Here is a 25,611-nt window from a genome sequence, read left to right as displayed (position 1 = left end):
ATATCGTTTGTCTCCGCGTCAGTCGCGCTCGGGCCATTCCGAAGAATGTGTCGGCCGGACGCGATGCCAGTGTTCCTCTCTTTGACAGGTTTGAAATCGTGCACAGACTACTGTTCGGTGTCAGCTTCGCCGCATTATGGCTGGCGGGAGCCACATGCAATTCCACATTCGCAGACAAGCCGAACGTGGTTGTCATCTCGATTGATGATCTGGGCTACGCTGATATCGGACCATTCGGATCCGAGAAGAATCGAACGCCTCATCTGGATCGAATGGCAGCAGAAGGCCGGAAGCTGACAAGCTTTTATGCTGCCCCTGTTTGTTCTCCGTCGCGAGCCAGTCTGATGACGGGTTGCTACTCCAAGCGCGTGCTGCCGATTCCTGGTGTATTGTTCCCTTCTGGTGCGGTCGGGCTTCATCCTGAAGAAGTAACGATTGCTGATGTACTTCACGATGCTGGCTATGCCACGGCCTGCATTGGAAAGTGGCATCTGGGTGACCAGCCGGAATTCATGCCGACGAGTCAGGGTTTTGATTCTTACCTTGGAATTCCCTATTCCAATGATATGGGTACGGCGGCAGATGGATCCAAGAGCGATCTGGGAAAGCCAATTCCCGATGTGAAGCCTCCGAGCCCGGCGCTGATTGCGAATCATGGTGCGAATGAAACGGGGTTGAAGGGGAATCAGCAGCCACCGCTACCGCTTGTGGAAGACCTGAAGGTGGTCGCCCGAGTCAGGCAGGATGAGCAGCAGGCTATCGTTGAAACCTACACAACGGCGGCCGTGAAATTCATTCGAGCACATCAGGACAAGCCCTTCTTCCTGTACCTGCCACAGAGTGCTGTTCATTTTCCGATCTATCCGGGGAAAACCTGGGCGGGCAAATCGCCTCATGGTTATTACAGCGACTGGGTTGAAGAGGTCGACTGGAGTGTTGGACAGATACTGGACACACTTCGGGAGTTGAAACTGGACCAGAATACTCTGGTAATTTTCACCTCAGACAACGGAGGAACTTCGCGGGGGTCGAATTACCCGCTTCGAGGATTTAAGGCTTCCACCTGGGAGGGTGGCATGCGCGTTCCAACAATTGCATGGTGGCCGGGAAAGATTCCCGCCAACACATCAACGGACGCCGTTACCGGCATGATTGACCTGCTTCCGACGCTGTCGCACGTGGCGGGTGCTGCAATTGCAGATGATCGGAAACTTGATGGAAAGAATATCTGGCCACTTCTTGCGGGTGATCCAGACGCTGCGGGGCATGAGACCTTCTACTATTATCGCGGCTTTCAGCTGGAAGCGGTTCGAATGGGGAAATGGAAACTTCATCTCGGCACGGGGCGTTCCGCGAGTGAAGGAAAGCGAAAGGCGGTGAATCGGAATTCTGCCGCTCCGCCTGCAGAACGCTGTCTGTACGATCTGGCAGCAGATATCGCGGAATCGAACAACGTTTATTCTGATCATCCCGGGGTTGTCGCAGAGATCGAAGCTCTGATCAGCGCAACGGAAACGGATCTGGGTGTCACCACAATTGGTCCGGGATGCCGTGACCTTGGGCGTGTTGATAATCCTGAACCGTGGATTCACCACGATGGTTCATACCGCGTTGTGGACCCCATTCGTTGATTGTCCGGTGGATGATCTTTGCAGGCGATGTCCGTTGCGCACGATGGCCGTTGCGGTTACACTGGCTGGCTCTACAGCATTAGCAGCGGATCTGAAGCATTGGGAAGTAGGGAATCGAGACTGTCATGACCGTTGCATCACAGTATACGTTTCGATATCCGTTTGCCTCAGGCCTGACAACAAAAGGCAGCTTGCGGACATTGCGACTCGCAACGTTTCGGGAGGGCAAAGACGCCAGTGGCTGGTTCTTTGAAGGGCAGCTCACAAATCCCCAGCGTGCCGCAGGGCTACTTCGTGCGGTAACCCAAATTGTGAAGTCGCGGTTTCATATGCCTGCAGCGATGTTGTCGCGCATTGTGGCAGAGTCGGATCCGGTAGTCACAGCGAATGATGATCGCTTGAGATTCGAAGGTTTTTCCGCTTGTTGCGGGGTTTACGTTCGCGCGGATTTTCTGAAGCCATCATTCCAGGGAGAGATTAAAGGTCGCGGGACCACCAATGTGGATTTCAACGCTCCGATGCTTTCGGCGCTGGCAAAGGTGCGTCGCGGGGATCAGATTGGTCTGGCGATTGGAAATGACCAGTTGGTTCTGAAGAAGGAATCCGGAGATGTCGTTGAGAAAAAGGTTCGACTACCAATTCGATGGATGAAAGGCTTTGTTGAAGTGCAGACGGTGCAGAGCCGGATGGAACTGGTTCATGAGCTTTCGGGGCTGCATTCGCTGAAGTTCTTTCGCTCATTACCTCGCATGCAGACGCATCGTCGTGCGACATTCGTCACCAGTGCCGGGTCGGGACTGCGTTTGTCTCAGACGGATTCGGCAAACGGTGTGCGAGTTGGTGGCCTGGAAAGACTTCGGGTTCTGGAAACCATTGCAAAAGATGCTGAGTCGCTAAAGGTATTTGCTGACAACGCGACAGCTGCCTCAGGCTGGGTGCTGGATTTTGGGGACAGCAGATTTCATTTGGTTCTGAGCCCGGAAGTTTGGCGCGGATTCTCGGGCGAAGGTCAGGCTCTGACGTCCCTGGCTTCGGTTGATCGCACCGTCCTTCCGAAGGTGAAGGTCAGGTTGAAGTGGCAATCCGTCGTTGACGAAGTGAAGTTAGCCCGATCCCTGAAATTGCAGGCTCCCGTGATCCGCGCGGTGCTTCAGACTTTGGGGACTCGCGGAAACGTCGGCTATGATCTGAGTGAGAGAGCGTATTTTCATCGCGAAATGCCGTTTGATATTTCGCAGGTGGAAAAGCAGCAGCCGCGACTGCTGGCCGCACGAAAACTGATGGAGTCGGGCAGCGTACGAATCACTCGAATGACGCCCGCTCTGGCAGAGATTCGAGTGGACAGTTCGGGGGTTGAACATCGTGTCGAGATTCGTTCGGATGAATCATTCAAGTGCACGTGTCCCTGGTACAACAAGCATCAGGAGACGCGAGGGCCGTGTAAACATGTTCTCGCGGGTCAACTTATGCTGGAGAATCAGGCGGAATGACTCACCCTGCGTCCTGAATAGTTTTCCTTGTGCAAGATTCTGTGTTCTGTTCGGGGGATACCATGGCGAAGAAGCGAAGTGCCGGTTTGGACAATATTCGAACAGAGCTCGCGAAGCTGTTGGAAGTTCCGGAATCGGAAGAGCAGATCAGCAATCTGCTGCGTCCTCTGAGCGAGCCGGAGCGGCGTGAATTTGCGTCCCTGTGCATCAAACGACACGGGCAGGAGAAACGTCGGCGTTTCATCGAAGATCCTCCCGGCACTTTCGGCATCAACCCCCTGGTTCTGGTGGCCGGGCACGCGGTATTCTGGGTCTGTAGTTTCTCTGAGATCAGGAAGGCGGGCTGGACCGCGCGGCCGGATTCTGAAACGGTGCTGGACATTCTTCGTGTTCGCAGGCCTGCCTGGATTGATGATCAGGTGAACGCGATGCTGGCAGATCAGAATTTTGCGGCTGGCAACTGGAAGGTGGTTCGTCAGCTGGTCCGGGAGAAGCTCTGCACCAGGCCGGAGCACCCGCGCTACTATGTCGGAATGATCGTTGGCCTGAGCTTTGATCGAGGGGACGCCACGCATACCGTTCTGCGAGCGCTGAACAATGATCCGGAGCTGCTGAAGGATGACGTGTGGAAATTATTCGAATATGAGGGCGAAGAACTCTGTACCCTGGTCAATGTTGATCGTCAGAAAAACGGATCGTTTACGAAAGGCAATTGGGCTGATGCGCTGAAGACTCTTTCCAGGAAGGGAAAGCTTTCTCGCCCGAGGCTACTGCAGTCGACATTGTCGGCTTTGATGTCCGGTTTCTCTGCCCATCACGCAAAATGGTTTGTGCAGTTCTTCGACTTTATGGAACCTACGGCAGCAGAACTCAGAAAACACTCGGAGACAATTCTGAGTCTTGTATCGGCACCAGCGCTGAATGTTGCCGAATGGGCTTTTGAGCATTGTCGACGATTTGTGGAGCAAGGCGTTGTCAGTGATGTTCCCGCCTTATGTTCAACGGTTGCCCCGTTGCTTTTAGCACGGACGAAAGGGGCTGCTTTGAATGCTGTGAAGTTTCTGGAAGAACTGTCGAACGGGTTTCCGAAACAGCGCAGCGAAGTTTGCCTGACGGTGGTGGAAGCGCTTGCACATGAAAAGGCAGAGGTCCAGAAGCATGCGTTCCAGTTGATTCAATCGATTGGTGATCCTTCTGACGATCGATTGCTGGCCAGTATACAGAATTATCAGGGAGTCGCTTCGGCTGTTGTACGGAAGCAGATTTCCGCATGGCTTGCATCGTCAGGCGTCGATGCAGCAAATTCGTCCTCGGCAGTTCGTAACGCCGCGTTGGTTGCACCGAAGAAAAAAACAGGGACGAAGCGAGTGACTTTTGATGCACGGCAGCTCTCGGGTTACTCGACGCAGCAGTTGTCTCTTCTGCGTATCCCTGATCTGGTTCAGTCGCTTCGGGAGGATCGTCAGTCGGCTGGTGAGGGTGTGGATATTCCGGCGACGATCTTTAACGGCACTGAGATTCCTCGTCTTGACCCGGGCCAGCGAATCGAGCCTGTCGCGGATTTGGAGGAACTTCTGGAAGTCCTTGGCCTTGCCATTGAAGACGCAACGCTGGTCGATGAAGGGGAACGCGCTCTGGCCGGTCTGGCCCGTTTATCGAATGATAAACCTGATGACTTTCAGGCATTGGTTGGGCCGCTTGTGAAGCGTGCCAGGGGACTCCTGAAACGAACGGTCGTTCCATTCAGCGGCTACAGTTTAAGAGGTGACCTGACAGGTCTCATTCTGGCGTGGTCATACGGTGGCAAGGTTCGTCTTGAGCGGAAGAAGCCGGCGTCCCGATTCAGTGGTGGTCGCCTTATCATCCATGGCCTGATGGACGAACCGTTTGAAACCTGGGACAACGAAAACTGCGTGCAGATGCAGTTCCTGTCGAAGCGATCTCTGGAAATTGCGGATCGGCTGAATTCAGAACCCTGGATCTTGCTCAGTGCGCCGACGCATAAAGGTGGATGGATCGATCCCGTGGAATTTGTGGATCGCATCAATGAACTTCGGACAGACCCGGACGAGTGTGATGTGATTCTGGCGATGCTTCGACTTGCTCCTGAAAACCGGGGCACCGCATTGAAGAGATTGAAGCCAGCAGTCAGGGGCGAGTGGCTGGATGCGGTCAGACATGCACTCGGCGGACGGGTTCGACGCGCCGGAAGTTCTCCACATTTGTGGGCAGCGGCGGCAAGGTCGAGAGCACCTTTTGATGACGATGCGTTTGTGCAGAAGGCATTCCCGCAACTGGGCACTGGTTGTGCGACAGCAGCAGAATTTGTTGTTACCTATCGGGTGAATAAGCATGCCCGAAAGCTGGAATACAGTGCCTGCATTTCAACGCCTGAAGTCATGCCGAAAGTCGGTGATGTCATGCTGCCGACGCTGATAACGCAAGTCAATCTGAATGGAGATGATAATTCAATCGCGCTCTATGCGGATGAGAACTCAGTCCATTGGCTGAAGACGCTTTGGCCGGGGTGTTGCGAAATGTTCTTTGCTGGAGGGGCTCAACTCCTGTTCAGCAATCTCGACTGGTGGGAAGCGGAATGGGGCAACAAATGTTTCATGGAACCGCTGCTGGATCCGGGCACGCCGCCGCGTGCCATTGGGTTGTTTATGTTGCTGTGCGGTCTGGCTGCAAAGGAACCTGGTGAACATGGTCTGGCGGTCGACATCCTGATTCAGGCCATTTCCGATGGACGTGTGGGAACGGATTGCCTGGGAGAAGCGTTGGCAGAGCATCTGCCGTGGCAGGCCTTCAATTTCAGTCGACTGGCCAAACGCTTTGGGGACATTGCTGCAGCGTCCGATCTGCATTCCTGGGTCGTGTTTCGATCCTGGGAGCGCGCAATTGCCGAGTGCGTTTCACGGAACCAGAGTGGCGTGGCGAGTGCGTCTTTGAAGGCCAGCAGTCAATTACCGGATACGCCTCGCGGCATGGGCGATATTTTCGAGATGCTGGTGGAGATTGCCGCACGGCTCGGTTGCGGGATCACCCTTGCTGCCTGCCGGACCTTCCTGCAGTCCATTACCGGTTCCGGAAAAGTGGCGAAGTCAGCGAAACAGTTGGCCGAATTCGACAACGAATTTGATGTGTCCGAGGTGCTGGAGTCTGCTATTCGCGGGCGGGTGGAGCACCTTGATCGGTGGGTGTCTGTATCCGCCGAATGAGTATTTCAACCACTTCGGCAATTGTGTGATCCGATGTATCGATGGTGATGGCATCTTCTGCCGGTTTCATCGGGGCATGGATTCGGTTTTCGTCCCGGTCGTCTCTTTGACGCAACTGATCCCGCACGATGTGCAATGGAAGTTGCGAGCCCTTTGCATGGAGTTCCTGATGACGACGCCAGGCGCGGGCGTCCAGGCTGGCAGTGAGAAAGAACTTAAATTCTGCGTGAGGGAATACAACGGTGCCCTGATCTCGTCCTTCGGTCACGAGACTGCCCTGTTGCCCAATCATTCGCTGCAATTCCACCATGCGGGCACGCACGCGCGGATTTGATGCAATGATGGACGAAACGGCCGTCACGTCCGGCATTCGAATTTGGGTGGTGACATCTTTGTTGTTGAGCAATAACCTGGAATCCTGGAAGGCGATCTGAACACCTTCGGCGACCGAAGCGACCTCTTCTGTTCTGGATTCGTCGATGCCGGCCTGCAGAACCGCAAATGCAACAGCTCTGTACATCGCACCTGTGTCGAGAAAGCGAACGTTCAGATCCTTCGCGAGAAGTTTGGCGACAGTGCTTTTGCCTGAGCCTGCCGGTCCATCAATTGTAATGATCATTGGAAACCTGATTGGGACTGAACGTGAAGCTCAAAACGCTTTGGGGGGAGGTGAAAAGATCAGAACTGTAGCTCAACTTCCCGCAGTTCAAAGGGGGCAAACCGAACAAGTACGCCCTGATCGCTGATGGGAAGAGATTCGGTGATGCTACCGTCATGCCGAATCAATGCCGCGGTTCGCGGTAAGACGGCTGTTCGAATAGTGCACTCGCAGATCATGCCTTCTGTTTCAATCAGGAGGAGGCGAACTGATAAGGGAGCGGACGTTTCGGCAGATGATGGCTGCGAATCGCTCGCGCAGACATCCTCGTCCAAATCTCCATTCGAATTGTGACTGCAGGGGCTGGACGTTCCAACACGGACTGCCATCACATTCTTTGCGGACAAGCCCCACAGCCACGCTGCTTCCGCTTTGCCGGCAAATCCGGGCGAAGGCTGAACTCTGGCGGGTGGGACAGTGGCATCGAGGCATTGGCGCATTGGAAATGGCTGATCGAAAACAACTGTGAATTGAAACGAGCGTTGTGTTTCTCCTTCGCACAGTATCAGACTGTCAATCATTCGTGGACCGCTTCGTCGATGGTAGGGCCGACCATGAGGGATGATCGTCAGTCGGTGATCCTGGTCGGCGACTTCGATGTAGTCGGGGGATTCAAAGCGTTCGTTTTTAAATCCAGCGGCCTGTCCCCAGACTCCTCGTGTAATGGAGGCTGATTCATTTTCCCATGCAAAGCGGCTGGCCAGATACTCCATCCACGGATTGCCTTTCAGCGGTCGGTCGATCTGTTCGATTGAGACTGTGATTGTCAATTGGGGGCGAAAGCGATCGATGGCGACTGTCTGTTTACAGGTCAGCAGCGGACTTCCGTCGATCGGAGAAAGAATGTCGATTGTTGTTTCGAGAGCGGCCTGCACGGGATCGCACGTGACAATTCGCTGGTCTGTTCTGCGAGCGTGCGCATACCATGTGCTTTGAAATCCATCCGGCGTTTCAATGCGTTGCTCGCGTTCGTATCGCCACGTGACATGCTGGCTCAACCGATTTGACCGGGTGCCATGGAAGATGACTGATTCGATTCCACCGTGCCGTTCACTGAGCGTGACTTCGAAGTGTCGATTCCGGAGCGTCAGGGATTCGGCGAGTGGGGCTTCGCGTTTCTCTCCCTGAAAGATAGTTGCTGAACTCTGGCTGTCGGTCGCTTCCGAAAGCCAAACGAAGCCACCGGGGGGCAATTCGACGACACATGCTCGTGAAGGATCAGTGGCGTCCTGCTCTTCTGCCCACAATGCGGAATCGACCGGTGAGTGGTTGGAGATTGCAACCAGGTTGCGTTGCGTTTTCGGCAAATTCCAGTCGCGGGGCCATGGCACCATGCGGGTGCGTGCAAATGGAAGACTGTTGATCAGCAGGATCGATCGGGCTCGACCAACATCCTTCGAAGGGCTTCCGGTTTTTTCTGCGAGTTTTGCTGCGGACTCCCGAATCATTTGTTCGACGCGTTTCTTCAGCCTCGATTCAGCAGACGTTTGCATCACGCGTGCATCACTGGATGACAGTCCATCCTTTCGATGGATTTCTGCGTGATCGTTTTCGATGTCCAGCAGTTGTGCAGCGGCAGCTTGTATTTGAAGTGCCTGTCCAGGAAGTGGCGGCAGGAGTTTTGCGCTGCGGGCGTTCGGAGAAAGATTGGGGGACTGGCTTTCGGAAGAGCCGACTTGCCCGGGATTTTGCAGTCCCAGCATCGTGCAGAGTGCGTCGAGGGTTCGGGAGGTTTCAATAGCAGCCCAGAGTTTTGATATCGTGGCGGGACCACTGATGGGTGGTTCCGTCTTGAGGACAGCCGACTGAATGAGCGTTGGGCTCAGGTATTCGGCATGGTCGAATTTCAGTCGATCGCGCTGGCCTTCGGTGAATTCGGCAAGTTTGGAAGGGGTTGTGAATTCGCCGAGGACAGGTGCGAATGTTGCGGCCAGACGCAGGTCCCCAAGCCACGGTGTATTCAGCATGGGCAGTCTCGCCAGGTACAGAACCGCCATGTGGTCATCCTGCATGCATTCCTGCAGGCGATCCGGCATCCGCAGAATGGAGGCAGCGCTGTCGATCGCGAGTGGAATGCGGGACGTTGCCGTGATGTTGTCTCCCGAGGGGGCCTGCCATTCAAACTGCGATCGTTCCTTATCCGGGTAAAGACCGTCGTCCAGTGCAACATGCGCTGCGGTCCTGAATCCCGTATGTGCCAGCAGCATCGGCAGCGATGAGATTAATCCAAAACGTTTACGAGCCCAGTGTTCAACAGGAAGTTTCGTTAGCGCGTTCAGAATGAGACGTCCCTGATCGATGTCGGCCAGCGTTGCTGTCAATGGTCCAAGTGAGGGGCGAATTTCGGATGCATGACCAGTCAGTAGCTGAATCTGTTCCGGCGTTTTCGATGCCAGGGTGGTTCTCAGTTTTTCAGAAGACTTCAGCCATGCCGCAATCTCATTGGCGGCAGCGACGATGTTCAATGGGCCGGACGTCTGGATGGTTTCGGTCAGTTGGTCGGCATCTGTGTCCCGAGGAGGGATGCAGATGTCGACAAGCCACATGGGTGTTGGGTAGAAGCGTTCACGGGTTTCGAGCAGTTGTTCGTAGCAACGATTCAGATGTGTTCTCGCGGTTTCCGGTTGGTTCGCGATGGCGGCCTCGGCTGCCAGTCGAATTTCGGAGCCGATGACGTGTGCATCGGGATCGACAAAGTGGTGCATTCTGCGAGCGGTGAGGACGGTCATCAGCCATGTCAGCCCGAATGCCAGAAATGGCGCGGATAGTTCGTCTGGCAATGCGGGTGCCGCAGCATCGGAAGTGGAAGACGAATCGGGTGTTGCTTCGTTCAGCGTTTCTGTGAGTTGTTTCAGGTACGATTCACGGGTCTGGCAGTCCGCAATAGCCGCGTGCAGGTACTGGGCGGTGTCATTTTGCCAGTCGTGGGGCATCCAGTCTTCGGTGGCTTTGGGAATGATAATCAGATGACGTCCGGTGAAATGCCGGACGGCATCTGCCTGTCGAACTGTGGGTATACCGTGTGAAGCCAGCAGGGCATTCGGGTGCCAGCCAATGAGAAATGCGTTCAGCAGCCCTTCCGCGGCGTCTTCTTCGAGATCGGTGGGGAGGTCTTCGATTGAATAACAGGGAACGATAATGCTGATTTCATCAAACAACACTTCAGGAGAATCGGTAAACTCCGACATACTGTTCTTTTCACGAAGGGGGACGTGGGCGGCAGAATCCAGACAGAGGGTCCGGTGCTCTATTTTTGCTGCTTGAGGGCGGAAATCCGAGTTTTCCGGAACATCGAGATCGAAATTAACGTCGAATCGATGGTTGCAGCCGGTACAACATCCTGAAAATGCCGGGTAGACGGGCTGCAATCGTGAGCATTCTCCGAAATTGGTTGACGAGACCGGAAATTGGCTGATACCTTTGACTTGCGTATTCCGGTAATCGGCTCGCTTTGGTCGTTTTCAGACCCTGATTCGCGAATTATTGAGGCAGGATAATGGCAGATTCCAGCAGTGCATGGGGCATTGAAATTGGCCAGGCAGGCTTGAAGGCAATTCGTCTTCGTGCGACCGGCAGTGACAAAGTTGCCGCCACCGCATTTGATTTTATTCCTCATGCGAAGATTCTGAGCCAGCCGGATGCCATTCCTGAAGAGCTGATTCGTCAGTCGATGACGACATTTCTGGAACGGAACAGCGTCGATGGTGATCTGATTGCGATCAGCGTGCCAGGCCAGAGTTCGCTGGCGAAGTTCATCAAGTTGCCACCGGTTGAGCCCAGCAAGGTGGCGGAAATCGTCAAGTACGAAGCCCGCCAGCAGATTCCGTTTGATCTGAATGAAGTGATTTGGGATTACCAGCCAATTGGCGGTGGAGAAGAAGAGAGCGGTTTCATGCTGGAGGCCGAGGTGGGCCTGTTCGCGATGAAACGCGACCTGGTTTACGAAGCGATGCGGCCATTCATGTCGAATGGTAAAGAAGTCGAAATCATTCAACTCGCGCCTTTGGCGGTCTACAACTACCTGTCGTACGACGTTCTGGGATTTCGCAAGACTGCTGATACGCCCGAACCTCCTTCGACTGACGAATACTACGTGATGCTGGATATGGGGGCGGACAACACCACATTGCTGGTGTCGAACGGTCGCAGTATCTGGATTCGAAACGTGCCGATCGGTGGGAACCATTTCACACGGTCGTTGACTCGCGAAATGAAACTGACCTTTGCCAAGGCAGAGCATCTCAAGATTAATGCGACAAAGAGTCCGGATCCCAAGTCGGTGTTTCAGGCGATGCGGCCTGTCTTCAACGACTATGTCTCTGAAATTCAAAAGTCGATTGGCTTCTTCGGCAGCGTCAATCGCGGGGCGAAAATTAAGAAGGTGATTGGCGTTGGAAATGGATTCCGTCTTGCGGGGCTCCAGAAGTTTCTCCAACAGAATCTGCAATACGACGTGGAGCGTCTCGAGCATCTGAGCGGTGCGACTGGTGACTCCGTCCTGGCTGATCCGCTGTTTGTCGACAACATCATGACGTTTGCCGTTCCCTACGGGCTCGCGCTTCAGGCCGTGGGTCAGACTCGAATTCGCACTTCACTTCTTCCGCCCGAAATTGCTGTCGAGCGAAAGATTCGCAGCAAGAAGCCGGTCGCAGTGGCCGCTGCCGCCGGGCTGATGCTGGCTATGGGCATTGGCACCATGGCAAGTGCCCATGTTCTCGGCACGTATGGCGAAGAAAAATGGAAGCCTGCACAGGATGCCGTTACCGCACTGCAGTCTGCGGTGAGTGCCAATCAGAATGCTTATTCAGCAGAGAAAACCCGGCACGAAGAACGAATCACCAGCATTAACCAATTGGTGGCTCCGCTGGAGAAGCGGGTCCTGTGGGCTGAATTGCTGAAGGCGGTCAATGAGTGCCTGCCGCGTGATGAAGGAAACGCACTGGATCAGTCTGATATATCGCTGCAGCGACGGATTCACCTCGACACGATTACCTCCAAGAAGGTGGAAGACGTTGGTGCCTGGTACCAGGCTTTGAAAGACGGTCGGGTGATTGATAGCGACGATGGTGATGCTGCTGATGGTGCTGAAGCTTCGGCCAGCGAACTTCCGGCTCCGGAAGGAGCGGGGTACATCGTGACGCTGCGTGGCTATCACTTCTACAACAATGAGTCGTTGAAGTTTGAGGAAAAAGGCGAGTACTTTGTCCTGTCAACTTTGAACGATAATCTCTCGAAGTGGACCATTGATCGGGGTGGCTGGGAAGTGCCGGTGGCCAAGCTTGGTATCTCACATCCAATTGTGGTCAGCAGTATCGATAACAAGTTTATCTACGACCCGAATGCTCGCTTTGGCGAAAATGGTGCCATGACGGGCGGTCCCGGGATGGGAGGGGGCTATCCAGGAATGGGAGGCGGCTATCCGGGTGGTAGTGGTGATATGTATGGAGAAACAGGCGGTGAAACCCCGGGTGCTCTGGGAGGTTTTGGTGGGTCGGATTTAGGCGGTCCTGGTCTGGGGGGCCCGGCAATGGGCGGACTTGGTCTCGGAGGACCCGGTTTGGGTGGCCCGGGAATGGGCGGGCCTGGCATGGGTTCAAACATGTATGGCGGGCAAGGGGCTGCGGGTGGCGGCAATGTCGTGTTTGAAGAGAAGTCGAAGGAAGATCTGCAACAGCTCGAACGAACAGATTTCATTCTTCAGTTCGTCTGGAAACCAACGGTGGAACGTGACCGAGTCGATTCGGATCCGGCGGTTTCCGGCGAAACAGCGTCCGAAGAGGGTGGTGTAGAGTCTCCGGCGGACCCATCCGGAGACGAGTCTGCTGCGACGAGTGCCGGTTAGTCTGCCAGGATTCAGGTTGCCGCTCTCGCATATTGTTTCTCTCGAGGTTTCTCCTCGTTTTGGCCAGAACTGACGTGGCCTTCTTCAGGAAATGTGAACATGGACCAACTCAAGCCACTCATAAAGCACCATTACTGGATTTGCTTTGTATTGTCTGTCATTTTTGTGGTCGTCGGCTGGTGGATGGCGAGCGGGAGTCTTGCCGAAGCGACAACGGCCCGGAAATCTTCCATTGAGGCTTCATTCACGAAAGCAAAAGAAGGCGCGAATGCGCCGAATCAGAAGTGGATTGAAGCCGCGAAGGCAAAGAATGATCAGGACGTGACTGCGTACGAAAAATCGTCTCGCAGTCTTTGGCAACGACAGAAGGAGGTTCGTGTGTGGCCGGAAACGATCGCGGCCGACATGAAGGGAATCGCGTTCGGCGAGAAGATCCCCAATGTGGTCACTCGCGGTAAGTGGGGAGTCGGTTACGGAAAGCAGTTTGATGAACTGCTGGAGATCGTTGATCCGTTTGACATGAAGGATGGTAGCGGGCTGGTGCTGGTCAATAAGCAGGCGATCACTCACAAGCCGTACAACACCTGGCGAAATAAGAAACCGTTGTCTGATGAGATCTGGAAGAATCAGGAAGACCTGTGGCTGTTGAAGTCGCTGCTGTCTTCGCTGTCCCGCGTCAATAGTGGCGCCAATCGAATCACAGAATCATCCCTTCGCCAAATCGTGGCATTGCGATTGCGTGGTGGCGACCCTGAGGCCTCTCCTGCTCCTGTCGGTGGTGCCGCAGGCGGTATGGGAATGCCTGGCGGCTTCGGCGGATCCAGCGGAGGATTTGGCCTCTCCACTGGTGGTGGCGAAGGTGGCGAGGGTGACATGTACGGATCTGCTCGTACAGGATCAGGCCCCTGGGCTGCTTTCGAAGGCAGTTTCGGAATGGATTTCCTGTCCGAAGAATTCGGACCGGATTCAAGTGGTGGTGCGGGAGCCGGCATGGGTGGCATGGGCGGTATGGAAATGGGGCTCGGTGAAATGAACTCCGACATGTACGGCGGCGGTGGGTTCGGAGGAAGCGGTGGCATCGGCGGAGCCAAGGCGGAAGAGAAAAGGTACGTGCATGATGCTGAGAATCTTGGATACAAAACACGGGCGTTCTTTTTGCACGTCAAGATTCGGGAAGACCAGATCGCGCGACTTCTGGCAGAATTGACGACTTCTGACTTTCCCGTCGAAATCGTACGTGTTGATCTGAAAACGACCACGGGCCCCGCGATGAGTGGTGGTGGTTTCGGCGGTGGTGGTGGTATGGAAGGGCTCGGCGGACCTGATATGGGTTCCGATATGGGATCCGGCATGGGGTCGGATATGTACGGCAGCGGGTACGCTGGTGAAATGGGTGATCCACTCGGTGGTGTTCCCGGAGCTGGCCAGTTCGGCGAAGATCCTGGCTTTGGAAGTGATGGCTTTGGCGGAGAAGGCTACGGCAGTGATGGCTACGGTGCCGGATTCGCAGGCGGTGCGGAAGCAAAGACTGGCCAGCAGGTGTTGTCGGCGGCGATGCAGGATCCCGCTCTTGTGGAATTGCGGGTTGGGGGGTTGATGACCATCTATGAAACTCCGGAAGAACGCGAAGCTCAATCGGAAACAGAAGCTGCTGCGGGTGAGGAGTCGATGGAAGCTGGCGGCAATACCGCCGTTCCTGAAGTGACCGATGGTTCGGAATCTTCAGATGGAACGGGTGATTCGAGCCCACCGGCAGAGACCTTGCCTGATGCAGCGACAGAGAATTCCGGAAGTTCAACTGATCCAGGAAATGCGGCCGATGCTGGTTCGCCATCTGACGGATCGGTGGAGTCCACGCCCGGCGACGCAGTAGACGGAAACCAATAGCGGCATCTGGATCAGAGTGATTGCAAATCAGGTATACGAAATCTGGCGGCCTCAAAGGTGATGGGAACGAGAAGATGAAAAAGTCCAAAGGAAAAGGCTTCGATGCCAAGGTTTTCTTCCTGAATCATGGTGAAAAACTTGGCGCGGGCTTAATTGCACTGCTGTCGCTCATGGGGCTGGCATCGGCCAGTTGGTTCGGGGCAGATCGAACCGTTGGTGAGATGCAGAAAATTGCCGATGACACGAAGCGGGCGATGGAAAGTCCCCAGAATACCTGGCCAGAGACAGACCAGGAATCGTTTAATCAGACGCCGAACGTCTCTGAACTGGTGGCTCGTATGTCTGCCCCCAACAAAGACGTGGATCAGTTTGCACCGTCCATTGCTTTCAATCCGCCGTTGAACCCGGTCAGAGAGAAGCGAGGTGCGGTCCTGGTTCTGTCACCGGTGAGTCCTGAACAGACCGCTATTTCCCAGCCGATCGCTCTGGTTGACGTGGACGAAGACGAGGAAGAAGCTCTGGATAATCCAGCAGATCCGGAAGGCTCGGATGGAAAACCCGTTGACGAAGAAAGTGACGAAGATAAACGCCGCAGAGAACGTTTCGGTGCGCTGGCAGGAACAGGCACTGGCGGTGCAGGAATGGGCTCAGAATACGGCAGCGGTCTGGGTGGCCCGGGACTTGGGCTTGGCGGTGGACCCGGATTGGGTGGTGCCGGATTAGGCGGTCCAGGCCTTGGCGGACCAGGACTTGGCGGACCGGGTATGGGCATGGGTGGTCCTGGCATGGGCATGGGAGACCCAGGCTCCGGTGGCGACATGTACGGAGACGGTTATGGTGGTGGTGAAATGTATGGAGACATGTACGGTGAAGGCGGCATGTATGGAGGAATGCTCGGGACGAACATCAAGGAAAAACGCATCCGATTTGCTGCAGGCGTTTCGGTCCGGTACGTTTTTGATCTGCGAGAGCAAACCAAGAAAATAGCAGACGCCCTGCACATTCCTGCGTCAGACCCTCGTGCTGCCCGATACGCAGAAGATTTTGTGGAAATTCATGTCGAGCGGAAGCAGGCCCTGGCATCATTGGATCCATGGGCGGGCGAATGGGAACCAGTATTGGTTGAGGACCTGGCAGAAATTCTGGAGGAATCGCTGGGATTTGACCTGGAGATTGTCGATCCGCGGGTCACCCGCCCGGTAATTACGATGCCACTGCCTCGACTTGCTCAGGGCCGCTGGAGTAATTCACAGGCTTCCCACAAACTGATTTCGGACTTTGAACTGAGTGAGGAAGAGAAGGAGCTCGTCCGTAAACGTGATGAGAAACTGGCTCAGGAAGCCGCTGAGCGTAAGGCGAAGATGCCTCCAGCCCGAGCTGAAAAGAAGGGTTTCTCCGGCTACAAAGGGAACGCGAACGAATTGTTTGGGGATCTCTATGGAAACGGCGGCGGCGAAGATTTCTACAACGATGTGATGGGCGAGTACGGGTCAGATATGATGGGCGCAGGGATGATGGGCTCAGCACCTGGCATCCAACCCGGCAAGGGTGGGAAGGTCGACGAGGAAAAACTCAAAGAAATGCGGCGGAAACTGTTCGAGACGCCGGCTGGTCGACTGCTGCTTGTGCGGTTCATGGACTTCACTGTCGAACGCGGTCAACAGTACATCTATCGCATTCGATTAGAACTGAATAATCCAAACTTCAACGTCCCCGTTGATCAACTCGAACAGCCAGAGCTTTCTTCACAGAAGACGATTATGTCGGAATGGAGTGTGCCAACTGCTCCTGTGTTTGTGCCGTCTGAGTATCGCTATTACGTGAATAAGGTCGCAGGGCAAACTGGTGAAAGAGCGGACGTATCTGTTTACTACGAAGCGCAATCACTGGGTACGCCAGTGATGGTCGATCTTCAGGTACCGGTTGGCGTGAGAATTGGTGGTCACAAAGAAACAGATGCTGTCGACCTTTCGAAGAGCGTTCTGGATCGAGTGCCTGTCGAAGTTAAATCTCGCGATATCCTGTGCGGCGTGAGCGAAGGGGGAGTTTTGAATGGCAGTGAGCATCCGGACCTGAAAGCATTTCTCGGTCGAAGTTCATACAGAATGGCTGATCAAATCACCGTTCTGACGCCGAATGGTTCACTCGCGACTCGGTCCGTGGGAGATGCTGACCGGGAACGCAATGAGGACAAAGGGGATATCGAATTCCTGATCAAGGAGTACGAGAAAATCGGCTGGCGAAAGAGTGACATGCCGGATCCCGGTAACGATCCATTTGGCGATTATGGTGGCGAAATGGGAAGCGGAGGCTACGACGGCGGAATGGGATATGGTGATCCACTCAGTGGTGGCAGTCGCCGAGACAATCGCCGAGGCCGAGGGCGTGGTGGCCGCAGCGGAGGTATGGGTGGCATGTCCGGGGGCGAATAGACTTGCTCTGACTTCGCTTCGTGAATTCTCTGGTTTGATTTCTTAGCGAGCCGTAGCCCAGAAAGCTGCAGCTCGCTTTTTTCATGAATATCGATGAGCGTTATTTGATGCGTGTGGCCCATATTATTACCCGCCTGATTCTCGGAGGCGCTCAGGAGAACACGCTTTACAGCGTGGACGACCAGCACCACCTTCACGGTGATCAGGTTTGCCTGATCACGGGCCCGGGGTTGGGGCCGGAGGGAACTCTGATACCTCGCGCAATGGCCAGGGAATTGGACGTGCGAGTCCTGCAAGACCTTCATCGGTCTCTGTCTCCTGCAAAAGATATGAGAGCTCTTCGGGCGATCATCCGGCAGTTGAAAGAATTCGCGCCGGATGTGGTCCACACGCACAGTTCGAAGGCGGGAATTCTTGGACGCTATGCGGCTCACCGACTTGGAATTCCTGCGGTGCATACGATTCATGGTGCGTCTTTTCATTACGGACAACCGGCCGTCCTGCATTGGTGTTATCGACAGGCTGAGCGGATGGCGGCGCGCTGGTGCCAGCGATTCATCAGTGTTTGCGATGCGATGTCGAATCAGTATGTGCAGGCGGGTATTGCGAGCGCTGACAAATTCACGACGATCTACAGTGGAATGGAGACACAGAATTTTCTTAATTCAACGCGAGATCCGTTGGAGTTTCGCCGGGAACTGGGTTTGCATCCGGAACATGTCGTCGTCACCAAAGTGGCTCGACTCTTTCACCTGAAAGGGCACGAATACCTGCTTGACGCTGCCCCGGCCATTGTGAACGCTGTCCCGAATGTCCGATTTGTACTGGTTGGAGATGGAGTACTGCGGGACGAGTTTCAGCAAAGAATTCGGGGAATGGGGTTGGATCAGCACTTCATTTTCACGGGACTGATTTCCCCTGAAGACGTTGGCAGCTACATCCATGCCTCTGATATGGTTGTGCATACCAGTGTCTGGGAGGGGCTTGCGAGGGTGTTGCCGCAGGGATCGCTTGCGGGCAAACCGATCATCAGTTTCGATAACGATGGAGCGCCTGAAGTTTGTATTCACGAGCAGACGGGTCTTCTGGTTCCCGTTCGAAATACAAAAAAACTGGAAGAGGCTGTCATTCGGTTAGCCTCAGACCCCGCGCTAAGAATTCGCCTTGGGCAAAACGGCAGAACGCACTGCAGCACTCGATTCTGCCATCGGCACATGACCGAGCAGATACGCCTGGTCTACGAAGAGGTACTACGCAGCGCTGTCAGATAAACGCGGCACTGTCAGATAAACGGGCGGTCCGCGTTGGTGCTCTCGCACTCCCGTTGTGCGGGAGTGCGACAGTGGTACAGCGACGTTATCCGCGAAATGCCGCGGCTCTCGTTTGTTGCATCTCAAAAACGAACTGCATGATGTCATAGGCGGTGAGTTCGCAGAGCAAACGCGTGACTTTGGCGTGCGTTTGGTCATCCAGCAGTGGTTCGATTTCCTTCATCAGGTCAACAAGTCTGGCCTCCTGATCGCTGATTTCCTGTTCTGAAATGACGCCGTCCGAAAACGCCGTCGCGAAAGTCTGAAGCTTCTTTGCATAGTCGTCGATCAATGGTTCATTTGTGTCCGGATCGACCCAGCTTTTTCGTGCCATTGTTCAAGAACCTTAATGAGAAGTTTTCTACGTGGAGTTGTAGAGGTGGATGTTATCTGTGTTGCACGTGCTCTGCACGTGAATCGCTTTGAAATCAGGAATTTGATTCCGCCCGGGGGTAGGTCATTTGCTACATACTCTCAATCAGATTTCGCAGGTGCGTCATTCTTTGCTGCATCCGTGATCGTCCATCCTGAGACTCGATCGATTCTCTCCATGAGTCATTCAGAAAGTCGAGCTGCGTGCATTCCAGAACAGCAGCCAGCTCCTGCATTTCTTTCTCCATACCCTGAGCGGAGGGGATAAATTCAGCCACAGTATCCAGTATGTCCTGGGCAGTCACGATATCACGACGGGCGAGGAGTGCCTTTCTTTTTGCAGTCAGGACGATGCTTTCGATATCTGCACCACTTAGCTGACCATGTTTCTGAGGAAATGTCAGTGCCGAGGGGTCGATGGAGATGTTGTTCTTGCGACACATCACCCGAAACATTTCCCGGATTTCTTCGTCATTGTCCGGATAGAAGAGAGGGATATGCACTTCTGCTCGTCCCTGACGTTTCAGGTCGATGGGCAAAAGATCCGGACGACATGTCAGCAGCATCCAGATGATGCGGCCACGATAGCGTGTGTCTCCCATCTGCTGGGCAATCATTGAGAATACGCGGCTCCCTGTGCCTGAGTCGCCATTCTGGTTTCTGTCGCCAAGCGACGCATCAGCTTCATCGATAATGACGACGACCGGTCCCAGACTTCTGAGTACAGTCAGCACTCTCTGGAGGTTCCCTTCCGTCTCGCCCACGTACTTCGACCGGAAGTTCTTCAGTTTCACACACGGGATTCCAATTGAGCCAGCATAGCATTCCGCAAGGAACGTCTTTCCCGTGCCCACTGCTCCACAGAACAAGTATCCCATGGGGGATGCTTCGGCGTAGCCGTTTGAGATCAACTCTGCATCTTCTCTGAGCCGACGACAGGCTGCTTCATGGCCAACGACCAGGTCCAGAGTATGTCGAGGTTCCACGAACTCGAGGTACCCACCACATTGTCGCTCGATCGCTGTCTTTTTCATTTCGCGAAACTGTTTCGCGGAAACACCTCCAGCGCGGGCTGAATCTGCCAGCAGATGTTCGAGACTCAGCAGGCTCAGGCCATTTGACCCTGCAATCAACTGCGTGGCGTCCAATGGCTCCTCTTGTGGTCTGGTCGGGTCGGGAGCAGATGGAAGGAGCGCCGGGGAGTCCGACTTTGTCTCAGATGGATTTGAGAGTCTGTGTCTGACAAATCTGTCGCGGGCCGTTCGGTCAGGCATCGGGATTTCAATCGCAGCGACATACGGGCTGGCCGTCAGTCGCTCATTGACCTCGGACAGACTTTCGGCGATCAGGCAGAAAGCCATGTTCACTCTGCGGATGTATGGGTTGCGAGCCCAGTCAACGAATCGAACGACTCTGGAGGCAATTCGCCCTGAGATTTGCACCGGGTCACCTGGCGGGACGAGGTATTGTCCAAAGTCGAAGAGGACTGCCATTCGTTTGCGTTTGCGTGGGTCACTTTCTACCAGGTATCGCTCAATCATCTGGTCCAGAGTCAGGAGAATATTGTCTGGGTCGCGCGACCAGTTTCTGTACGGGCCGAATAGTGCCGTCAGTTCTCGCATCATTTCCTGGTGACGTGCGTTATCTGAACCGGAGAGTGCCTGAAGTCCCGTACTCAGGTTGTGTTTCAGCACCAAATCCCAGCGGCCAAAGATGAACTCTCCAAGGAACTCGGAAACACTCAGGAATTCGGTGTTTCCATCACGTTCGCACGGGACGAGGTCGTGGATGTTTCCATGAAGAACGAAGAAGCAGGACGTCCCCGCAAAATAGGCTTGTGAAAGTCGGACGGCCCACGATGGGTACCATTCCGGCAGAGCCAGTTCAGTTACAGTTGGGGATGCATTCTCAATGACGTCAGACATGATTCGCGCTTTCGCATGGGTCGGCAGAATTCCGTCGCCTTCTTTCTGGACCTTCTGTCGTGATCTGATTGGATGACGAACGACATGCATGTGAAAAAAGCCCGACAGTGTCTGCCGGGCTTTTCCTGCCGTTTTCGGAAGAGCTTAGTTGAGCTCCGTTGTCTTCTGCGAAGGTCCCAGGTCTTTTTCCTCCTGTCCGATATTAACGGTCTGTGGTGAAATCATGCCGAGTTCCAGTTCGAACTGTTTCAGGGCATCCTCAGCCATGGCAGCTTCCGCAGCGGTTTCTCGCTCGATTTGTTCGATGCCTTGTTCCGACAGGTCGGAGGCGACACGAGCCTTTGCCCTGTTCTTGTTGATTTGGTCCTGCAGTACGTTTTCAATTTGTCCCAGATCCGTCGTGACATCGAAGTTGAAGGAGCCTGCAATTTCGGACAGCTCTGCTTCCGCCCGGCTCATCTTCAATTCCGCATCGTACTTGTGCATCTTCTCTTTGATCTCGCCGACTTTCTTCGTGGCATTCTTAATTTTCAGCAGGTTGTTTTCGTAAGCTTTCTCGTGCATTTCCAGCTGGGAAATGTTTTCTGCGAGCTGGTCTTTTGCCTTCTGCATCTCCAGCGCAAACTTTGCTGCCGTTTGTCGGTCACCCGCCTGCAGGTACGCTTTCACCTGGCCTTCAAGTTTAGCCACGTGGCGTTTGTCATTGGCAACCTGCTGGCTGACGCGTTCCACGAGGGCTCGATACTGAGCGAGTCCGTCTTTTCCACCTTTCAGTTGCTCAACAGCCTGATCGTATTCATATTGCATCTGCGCTATGGGATCGGCAGTCCAGAAGAAGTTGGCCAGTTTGTTCATCTGAGCCTTGAAGGCACTCCAGATCTTTCCAACGATCATGTCTAAGGTCCTGTTTCAACAACTGACGCGACTGTTTCGGTAATTGGATGCTAATTCCGGCGGCGGTATGTCGCCCAAACACAAACCAAGGATGGGATAGTAATTGCGTTTCTCAACTCACTCAACCAAGCAAACTACTGAGGGACTCTGAAAACTCATGAAGGACCGACGCAGGTATGGTGTGGCCTCCCTGAAATTCATGAAATTCGGTCCTGAAATCGGCGTCAAACAGCATTTGGCTGAGTTCCACAGCGGGCCGAAATGGCAGAACCATGTCCTGTTGCCCATGGGACTGGAATACCTGACAGCCCGGATGTGCCTTTGCAAGATTTGTCCAGTCTTCCCGACAAAGCATGGTGCCGGAGAATAACGCGAGCATTGCCGGTGAAAATCCGTGCCGCAGGACGACATCGGTCGAACACATCGCTCCCTGAGAGAAGCCGCCCAGGACCACCTGATTCTGACTCAGGCTTCTATCGGTGAGCAGCTCTTTGATCGACTGATTGAGCTGTTCGGTGGCCGTCAGCATTCCGTCAGGCGTCAGCTCCGTTAGCTGTTGGTAGTTTCGAGTCTGATTGATTTCGGCCAGTAACGCCATATTGATGGGCCACCAGGCACGTGCGCCAGGCATACCCATTTTTGTTAAGTCGACAGGAGCTTCCGGACAGGCAAACTGGCATGTTGATGCAATCAGATCGCTGCTATCAATCAGCCATTCAGCAACCGGGACAAGATCGTCCCCGGAGGCTCCGAATCCGTGACAGAGGATCACCATCAGCTTTGGCGCGGAGTCTCCAAGATCGTCGATCACGCGAGTTCTGAGTCCGCCCGGAGAAAGCAGTTCATTTTTCATTGTTTCTTCTTTTCCTTGTCTCGTTCAGCCGCTCGGGCTATCCACTTTTCAGGGTCTTCGTCAAATGCAGCCTTGCAGCCTGTGCAGCAGACCCAGTAGTCGCGACCCTTGTAGCTGACCTGAATTGTCCCGAGCCCCTCTGAGATGATGCAGGTTTTCTCGCCGTAGTCGGAATCATTGATGGCAAAGGATGTGCCTTCTCGTTGAGTCGACACGGTGTCATATCGACGGAAATCTGTTTTTGCGCGACGGTGGGCCACTTCAAGCAGGTACCGGTTGTTGTCTTGTTGAGCAAACGCGATTTGCCAGAAATCGTTCGGTTGGCTGCCATCCACATCCGTTTCTGCATCTTGATCGAATTGGAGTCGGAATACTCTGTGAAGCTTGTCATCGCTTCCCACAACTTCCTGCACCGGTTCTGTAAAACGGCCGTAGAAGTCCCTTGTGATACCCTCTCCATCAGTCGCCTGCAGTGCGAACTGGCCCCGGGACTCGTCCCACGTGATACGTCCCTTTCGCAGATAGGGGCTCTTATCGGATTCAATGATTAATGCAGGTTGGGAGGGGTTTGTGCGCAGATCCCAGATCCATTCGTGATTGTCGACTGCCTTGAAGCCCTCATATTCGCGTCGCGTAGTTCCTCGCCATCCTCCCAACATGACCTGAAGCGGTTTCAGGTGTTGCATGATACTCCGAATGCTGGCTTCTGCGTTTGTCTCCGATGCCCCGGTGGCATTCACCGAACCACCACCGAGTGCGTTCAGGGACAGAGGTTCAAATGTCACTTCCTGGTCGACAACTTTGTTATCATCAACAGCATTGCTGTCCGGAGTGGATTCCGATGTTGAAGTGTTTCGCTCATCATTCTGAACGCTCGACTTCATTTCTGTTGCGGGCGTACTGCCTGCAGGCTGCTGGGAAGATTCGCCACTGCATCCCGCGGCGACCGTGAGGATGCAACTGAGAAGTATCGGACCTGGGTAACTGAAATGAGGCATGCAAGTTTCCTCTGTCGAAATCATTCGATCAGGACGGGTGAATCTAACGCTGATAGATCGGCAGGAATCCTTTTTCGAGCTGCAACATGATGCAATTCAGAGCTGTTGTGTACACGTTTCCAACCTGTTGATCGGCCCAGCCTCCGGTAGGCAACGCGTCCTGCATCAGCTTCTGATTCAGCTCAGTTCTGTATTTCTCCCAATCGTCGCCGCCGGTTCTGTAAACGACCTGCGAAAAATAGAAATGCATGTAGTGCCAGTGACCGTTGCTTGAGGTCAGTGACTTATCCGGCCAGATCGTTCGGGAGCAGTAGTTCCGCATCCGTTTTGTTAAGTCGGTCTCGTACTCGCCAGCGTTGAATAAAGCGGCGAGGGCAGCGGCGGTGATGGGAGGCCTGGCGCCGCCACCGCGAATACTGTACTGCACGCCCCCCTGCTCTGTTGTGCATTCCGCGATATAGGTCTTTGCATTCTCGATGATCTCTTTTGAGACCGGTATGCCTGCATTCCGACAGGCTCTGAGCCCCTGAACCTGAGTGATGCAGGTTGACCCTTCGTCGAAGTCGTTTCCTTCTTTGGCCGAAACATAACCCCAGCCACCTCGACTCGTCTGTGCATCAGCACAAAACTGAACGGCGCGAATCAGTACGTCACGGATCTCTTCACGCCGTTTCGCATCTTCTTCTTCACCGTACACCTGGCTCAGGAAAAGCATCGAAAATCCATGCCCATAGGTGTAGTGGTAGTCTTCACGGTACCCAATCAAGCCATTGGGGCGACTCATCGAGAGCAGATAGTCCACGGCAAGTCGAATGGATTGTGCATACTTACCGGTTGTGGTTGTGGAGCCTTCAGCGAGCATTGCGACCCCGCACAAGGCTGTCATTGCGACACGGTATTGTCCCTGATTTGCCTCCCAGTACCCCTGTCGTTTTTGCAGAGAGACCAGATAGTCCAGTCCGCGCTCGACGGTTGCGTCGACGTCAGCATCAATGACGGATGCAGATGCCGTCGAGTTGCCCGGAACCTTTGCGTGCGGACCACAAATGATCACGGCCGCAACGATCAGAAAGTACCGAATGCCAACGTGACGTGCACCGGACTTACGATGCGGGGGGGAATATCCGGTTCTTACGGAGTTTAGACTCATTGTTGCGCAGACCCCGGTTTTCTGATTTTTTGGTTGATGGTATCATTCACGGGTAGACCAAGCCTACTGCTGATTCGACGACCCAGTTCGGGACTTTTAGCAAATGTTTGCCCTCGCCCCAAATACAATGCGTACTTTACGGCTGCGTCCGGTGCCTTCGGCCATTCTTGGGTTTGTGCTTTTAACGGGATGTGGTGGTTCAGATTCGCCTGCCGGACCTGCAGACGCAGGTCATGAATCAATTGACGTCGTCGTGACTGACACGGCTCAGACGACGGTCTCTGAAGGGAATGGCGAAATCAAAACCGGGGAATCCGACGTCCTGAAGAACAGCGAGGTCGCAGCTCCTGCCACAATGGAGCCGGTATCCAACCCAGCCTCTACGCCGATCTCGGCAAACGATAACGCCGTTCATAATCCTCCTATGACGGCAGCCGCGGATGCTGATCTTCCCGAAGAGGCGATGATTGTCGGCTGCATTGTGGATGGTAAATCTGTCGCATTTCTGATGGATGCGATGAAGCAGCCGAACAGTGCTGTGGTGAATTGCCTCGTCGATGAGACACCTGTGACCATCGCCTATTGTTCTGAATCAGACGTTGTTCGTGTATTTTCGACGGAATCCCTCGCAAAGACGATTGGCATGACCTCAAATGGCGTCGTGGATGGATCATTAAAGGTAAATCTCGACGGCATCATTTACGACCATAATGCGACTGATCTTCCGCTTACAGATGTTGACTATGTTCGCACTGTATGGATCGCCTGGAAAGTGGAACATCCCGAGACTGTTGTGTATCAGGGTGTTCAAGCCCCCTGAACTCTGTTGATGCCGCATCCTCTCAGCTCAGGGCTCTGGAGAATTTGTTGAAGTTCGGCCCGGGCACTGCGTGAACGTTGCGGCTCAGATTCGCCTGTGGCGTTACAGTTGATGCAGGTGAATTGATT

16 protein-coding genes are annotated in these 25,611 nt (G+C 54.3%); 8 read left to right on the top strand and 8 right to left on the bottom strand.

The window, feature by feature from the left end; all coding sequences use genetic code 11:
* The 3 genes from R3C20_19870 to R3C20_19860 form a co-directional block, all read left to right on the top strand.
* Positions 1 to 1,631, top strand: a 1,631-nt coding sequence (locus R3C20_19870; protein MEZ6042763.1) for a sulfatase, incomplete at its 5' end; no start/stop codon positions are given.
* Between the two features lie 125 nt (positions 1,632 to 1,756).
* Positions 1,757 to 3,121, top strand: a complete 1,365-nt coding sequence (locus tag R3C20_19865) for an SWIM zinc finger family protein (GenBank protein ID MEZ6042762.1) — start codon at positions 1,757 to 1,759, stop codon at positions 3,119 to 3,121.
* 62 nt (positions 3,122 to 3,183) lie between these two features.
* Complete coding sequence (locus R3C20_19860) at positions 3,184 to 6,342, top strand: DUF6493 family protein (protein MEZ6042761.1); 3,159 nt, start codon at positions 3,184 to 3,186, stop codon at positions 6,340 to 6,342.
* Here the strand turns inward: R3C20_19860 and cmk are convergent.
* Together cmk and R3C20_19850 are read right to left on the bottom strand one after the other, a co-directional pair.
* Complete coding sequence (gene cmk / locus R3C20_19855; GenBank protein MEZ6042760.1) at positions 6,287 to 6,961, bottom strand: (d)CMP kinase; 675 nt, start codon at positions 6,959 to 6,961, stop codon at positions 6,287 to 6,289. The genes R3C20_19860 and cmk overlap by 56 nt on opposite strands.
* 59 nt (positions 6,962 to 7,020) lie before the next feature.
* Positions 7,021 to 10,188: a hypothetical protein gene (locus R3C20_19850; protein MEZ6042759.1), complete on the bottom strand. Its 3,168-nt coding sequence runs from the start codon at positions 10,186 to 10,188 to the stop codon at positions 7,021 to 7,023.
* Positions 10,189 to 10,496: 308 nt separating this feature from the next.
* Between R3C20_19850 and pilM the strand changes: the two genes are divergently transcribed.
* The 4 genes from pilM (at position 10,497) to R3C20_19830 (ending at position 18,432) form a co-directional block, all read left to right on the top strand.
* Positions 10,497 to 12,842: a type IV pilus assembly protein PilM gene (pilM, locus tag R3C20_19845; protein ID MEZ6042758.1), complete on the top strand. Its 2,346-nt coding sequence runs from the start codon at positions 10,497 to 10,499 to the stop codon at positions 12,840 to 12,842.
* A gap of 99 nt (positions 12,843 to 12,941) precedes the next feature.
* Complete coding sequence (locus R3C20_19840) at positions 12,942 to 14,729, top strand: hypothetical protein (GenBank protein ID MEZ6042757.1); 1,788 nt, start codon at positions 12,942 to 12,944, stop codon at positions 14,727 to 14,729.
* A gap of 74 nt (positions 14,730 to 14,803) precedes the next feature.
* Positions 14,804 to 17,161 (top strand): hypothetical protein, encoded by a 2,358-nt coding sequence (locus R3C20_19835; GenBank protein ID MEZ6042756.1) that lies wholly within the window; start codon positions 14,804 to 14,806, stop codon positions 17,159 to 17,161.
* An 83-nt stretch (positions 17,162 to 17,244) separates the two neighbouring features.
* On the top strand, positions 17,245 to 18,432 hold the full coding sequence (locus tag R3C20_19830) for a glycosyltransferase family 4 protein (GenBank protein MEZ6042755.1): 1,188 nt from the start codon (positions 17,245 to 17,247) through the stop codon (positions 18,430 to 18,432).
* Positions 18,433 to 18,517: 85 nt separating this feature from the next.
* Here R3C20_19830 and R3C20_19825 read toward each other — a convergent pair whose 3' ends face one another.
* From R3C20_19825 to R3C20_19800, 6 genes are all read right to left on the bottom strand, one after another.
* Positions 18,518 to 18,805, bottom strand: coding sequence for a hypothetical protein (locus R3C20_19825; GenBank protein MEZ6042754.1), 288 nt, complete (start codon positions 18,803 to 18,805; stop codon positions 18,518 to 18,520).
* A gap of 130 nt (positions 18,806 to 18,935) precedes the next feature.
* The gene (locus R3C20_19820) at positions 18,936 to 20,768 is read right to left on the bottom strand and encodes an AAA family ATPase (protein ID MEZ6042753.1); all 1,833 of its coding nucleotides are present in this window, start codon (positions 20,766 to 20,768) and stop codon (positions 18,936 to 18,938) included.
* 144 nt (positions 20,769 to 20,912) lie between these two features.
* Positions 20,913 to 21,662: a PspA/IM30 family protein gene (locus R3C20_19815; protein ID MEZ6042752.1), complete on the bottom strand. Its 750-nt coding sequence runs from the start codon at positions 21,660 to 21,662 to the stop codon at positions 20,913 to 20,915.
* Positions 21,663 to 21,783: 121 nt separating this feature from the next.
* Positions 21,784 to 22,515 (bottom strand): hypothetical protein, encoded by a 732-nt coding sequence (locus tag R3C20_19810; protein MEZ6042751.1) that lies wholly within the window; start codon positions 22,513 to 22,515, stop codon positions 21,784 to 21,786.
* Positions 22,512 to 23,399: a hypothetical protein gene (locus R3C20_19805; protein MEZ6042750.1), complete on the bottom strand. Its 888-nt coding sequence runs from the start codon at positions 23,397 to 23,399 to the stop codon at positions 22,512 to 22,514. The genes R3C20_19810 and R3C20_19805 overlap by 4 nt, the downstream gene beginning before the upstream one ends.
* 157 nt (positions 23,400 to 23,556) lie before the next feature.
* A complete protein-coding gene (locus tag R3C20_19800; GenBank protein MEZ6042749.1) occupies positions 23,557 to 24,663 on the bottom strand; it encodes a prenyltransferase/squalene oxidase repeat-containing protein in 1,107 nt (368 codons plus the stop codon).
* Between the two features lie 127 nt (positions 24,664 to 24,790).
* Between R3C20_19800 and R3C20_19795 the strand changes: the two genes are divergently transcribed.
* Positions 24,791 to 25,483 (top strand): DUF3179 domain-containing (seleno)protein, encoded by a 693-nt coding sequence (locus R3C20_19795; GenBank protein ID MEZ6042748.1) that lies wholly within the window; start codon positions 24,791 to 24,793, stop codon positions 25,481 to 25,483.
* Positions 25,484 to 25,611 lie beyond the last annotated feature (128 nt).

This window comes from Planctomycetaceae bacterium (genome assembly GCA_041398825.1).
GTDB lineage: Bacteria > Planctomycetota > Planctomycetia > Planctomycetales > Planctomycetaceae > F1-80-MAGs062.
This window is presented reverse-complemented; position numbering and strand designations above follow the sequence as displayed.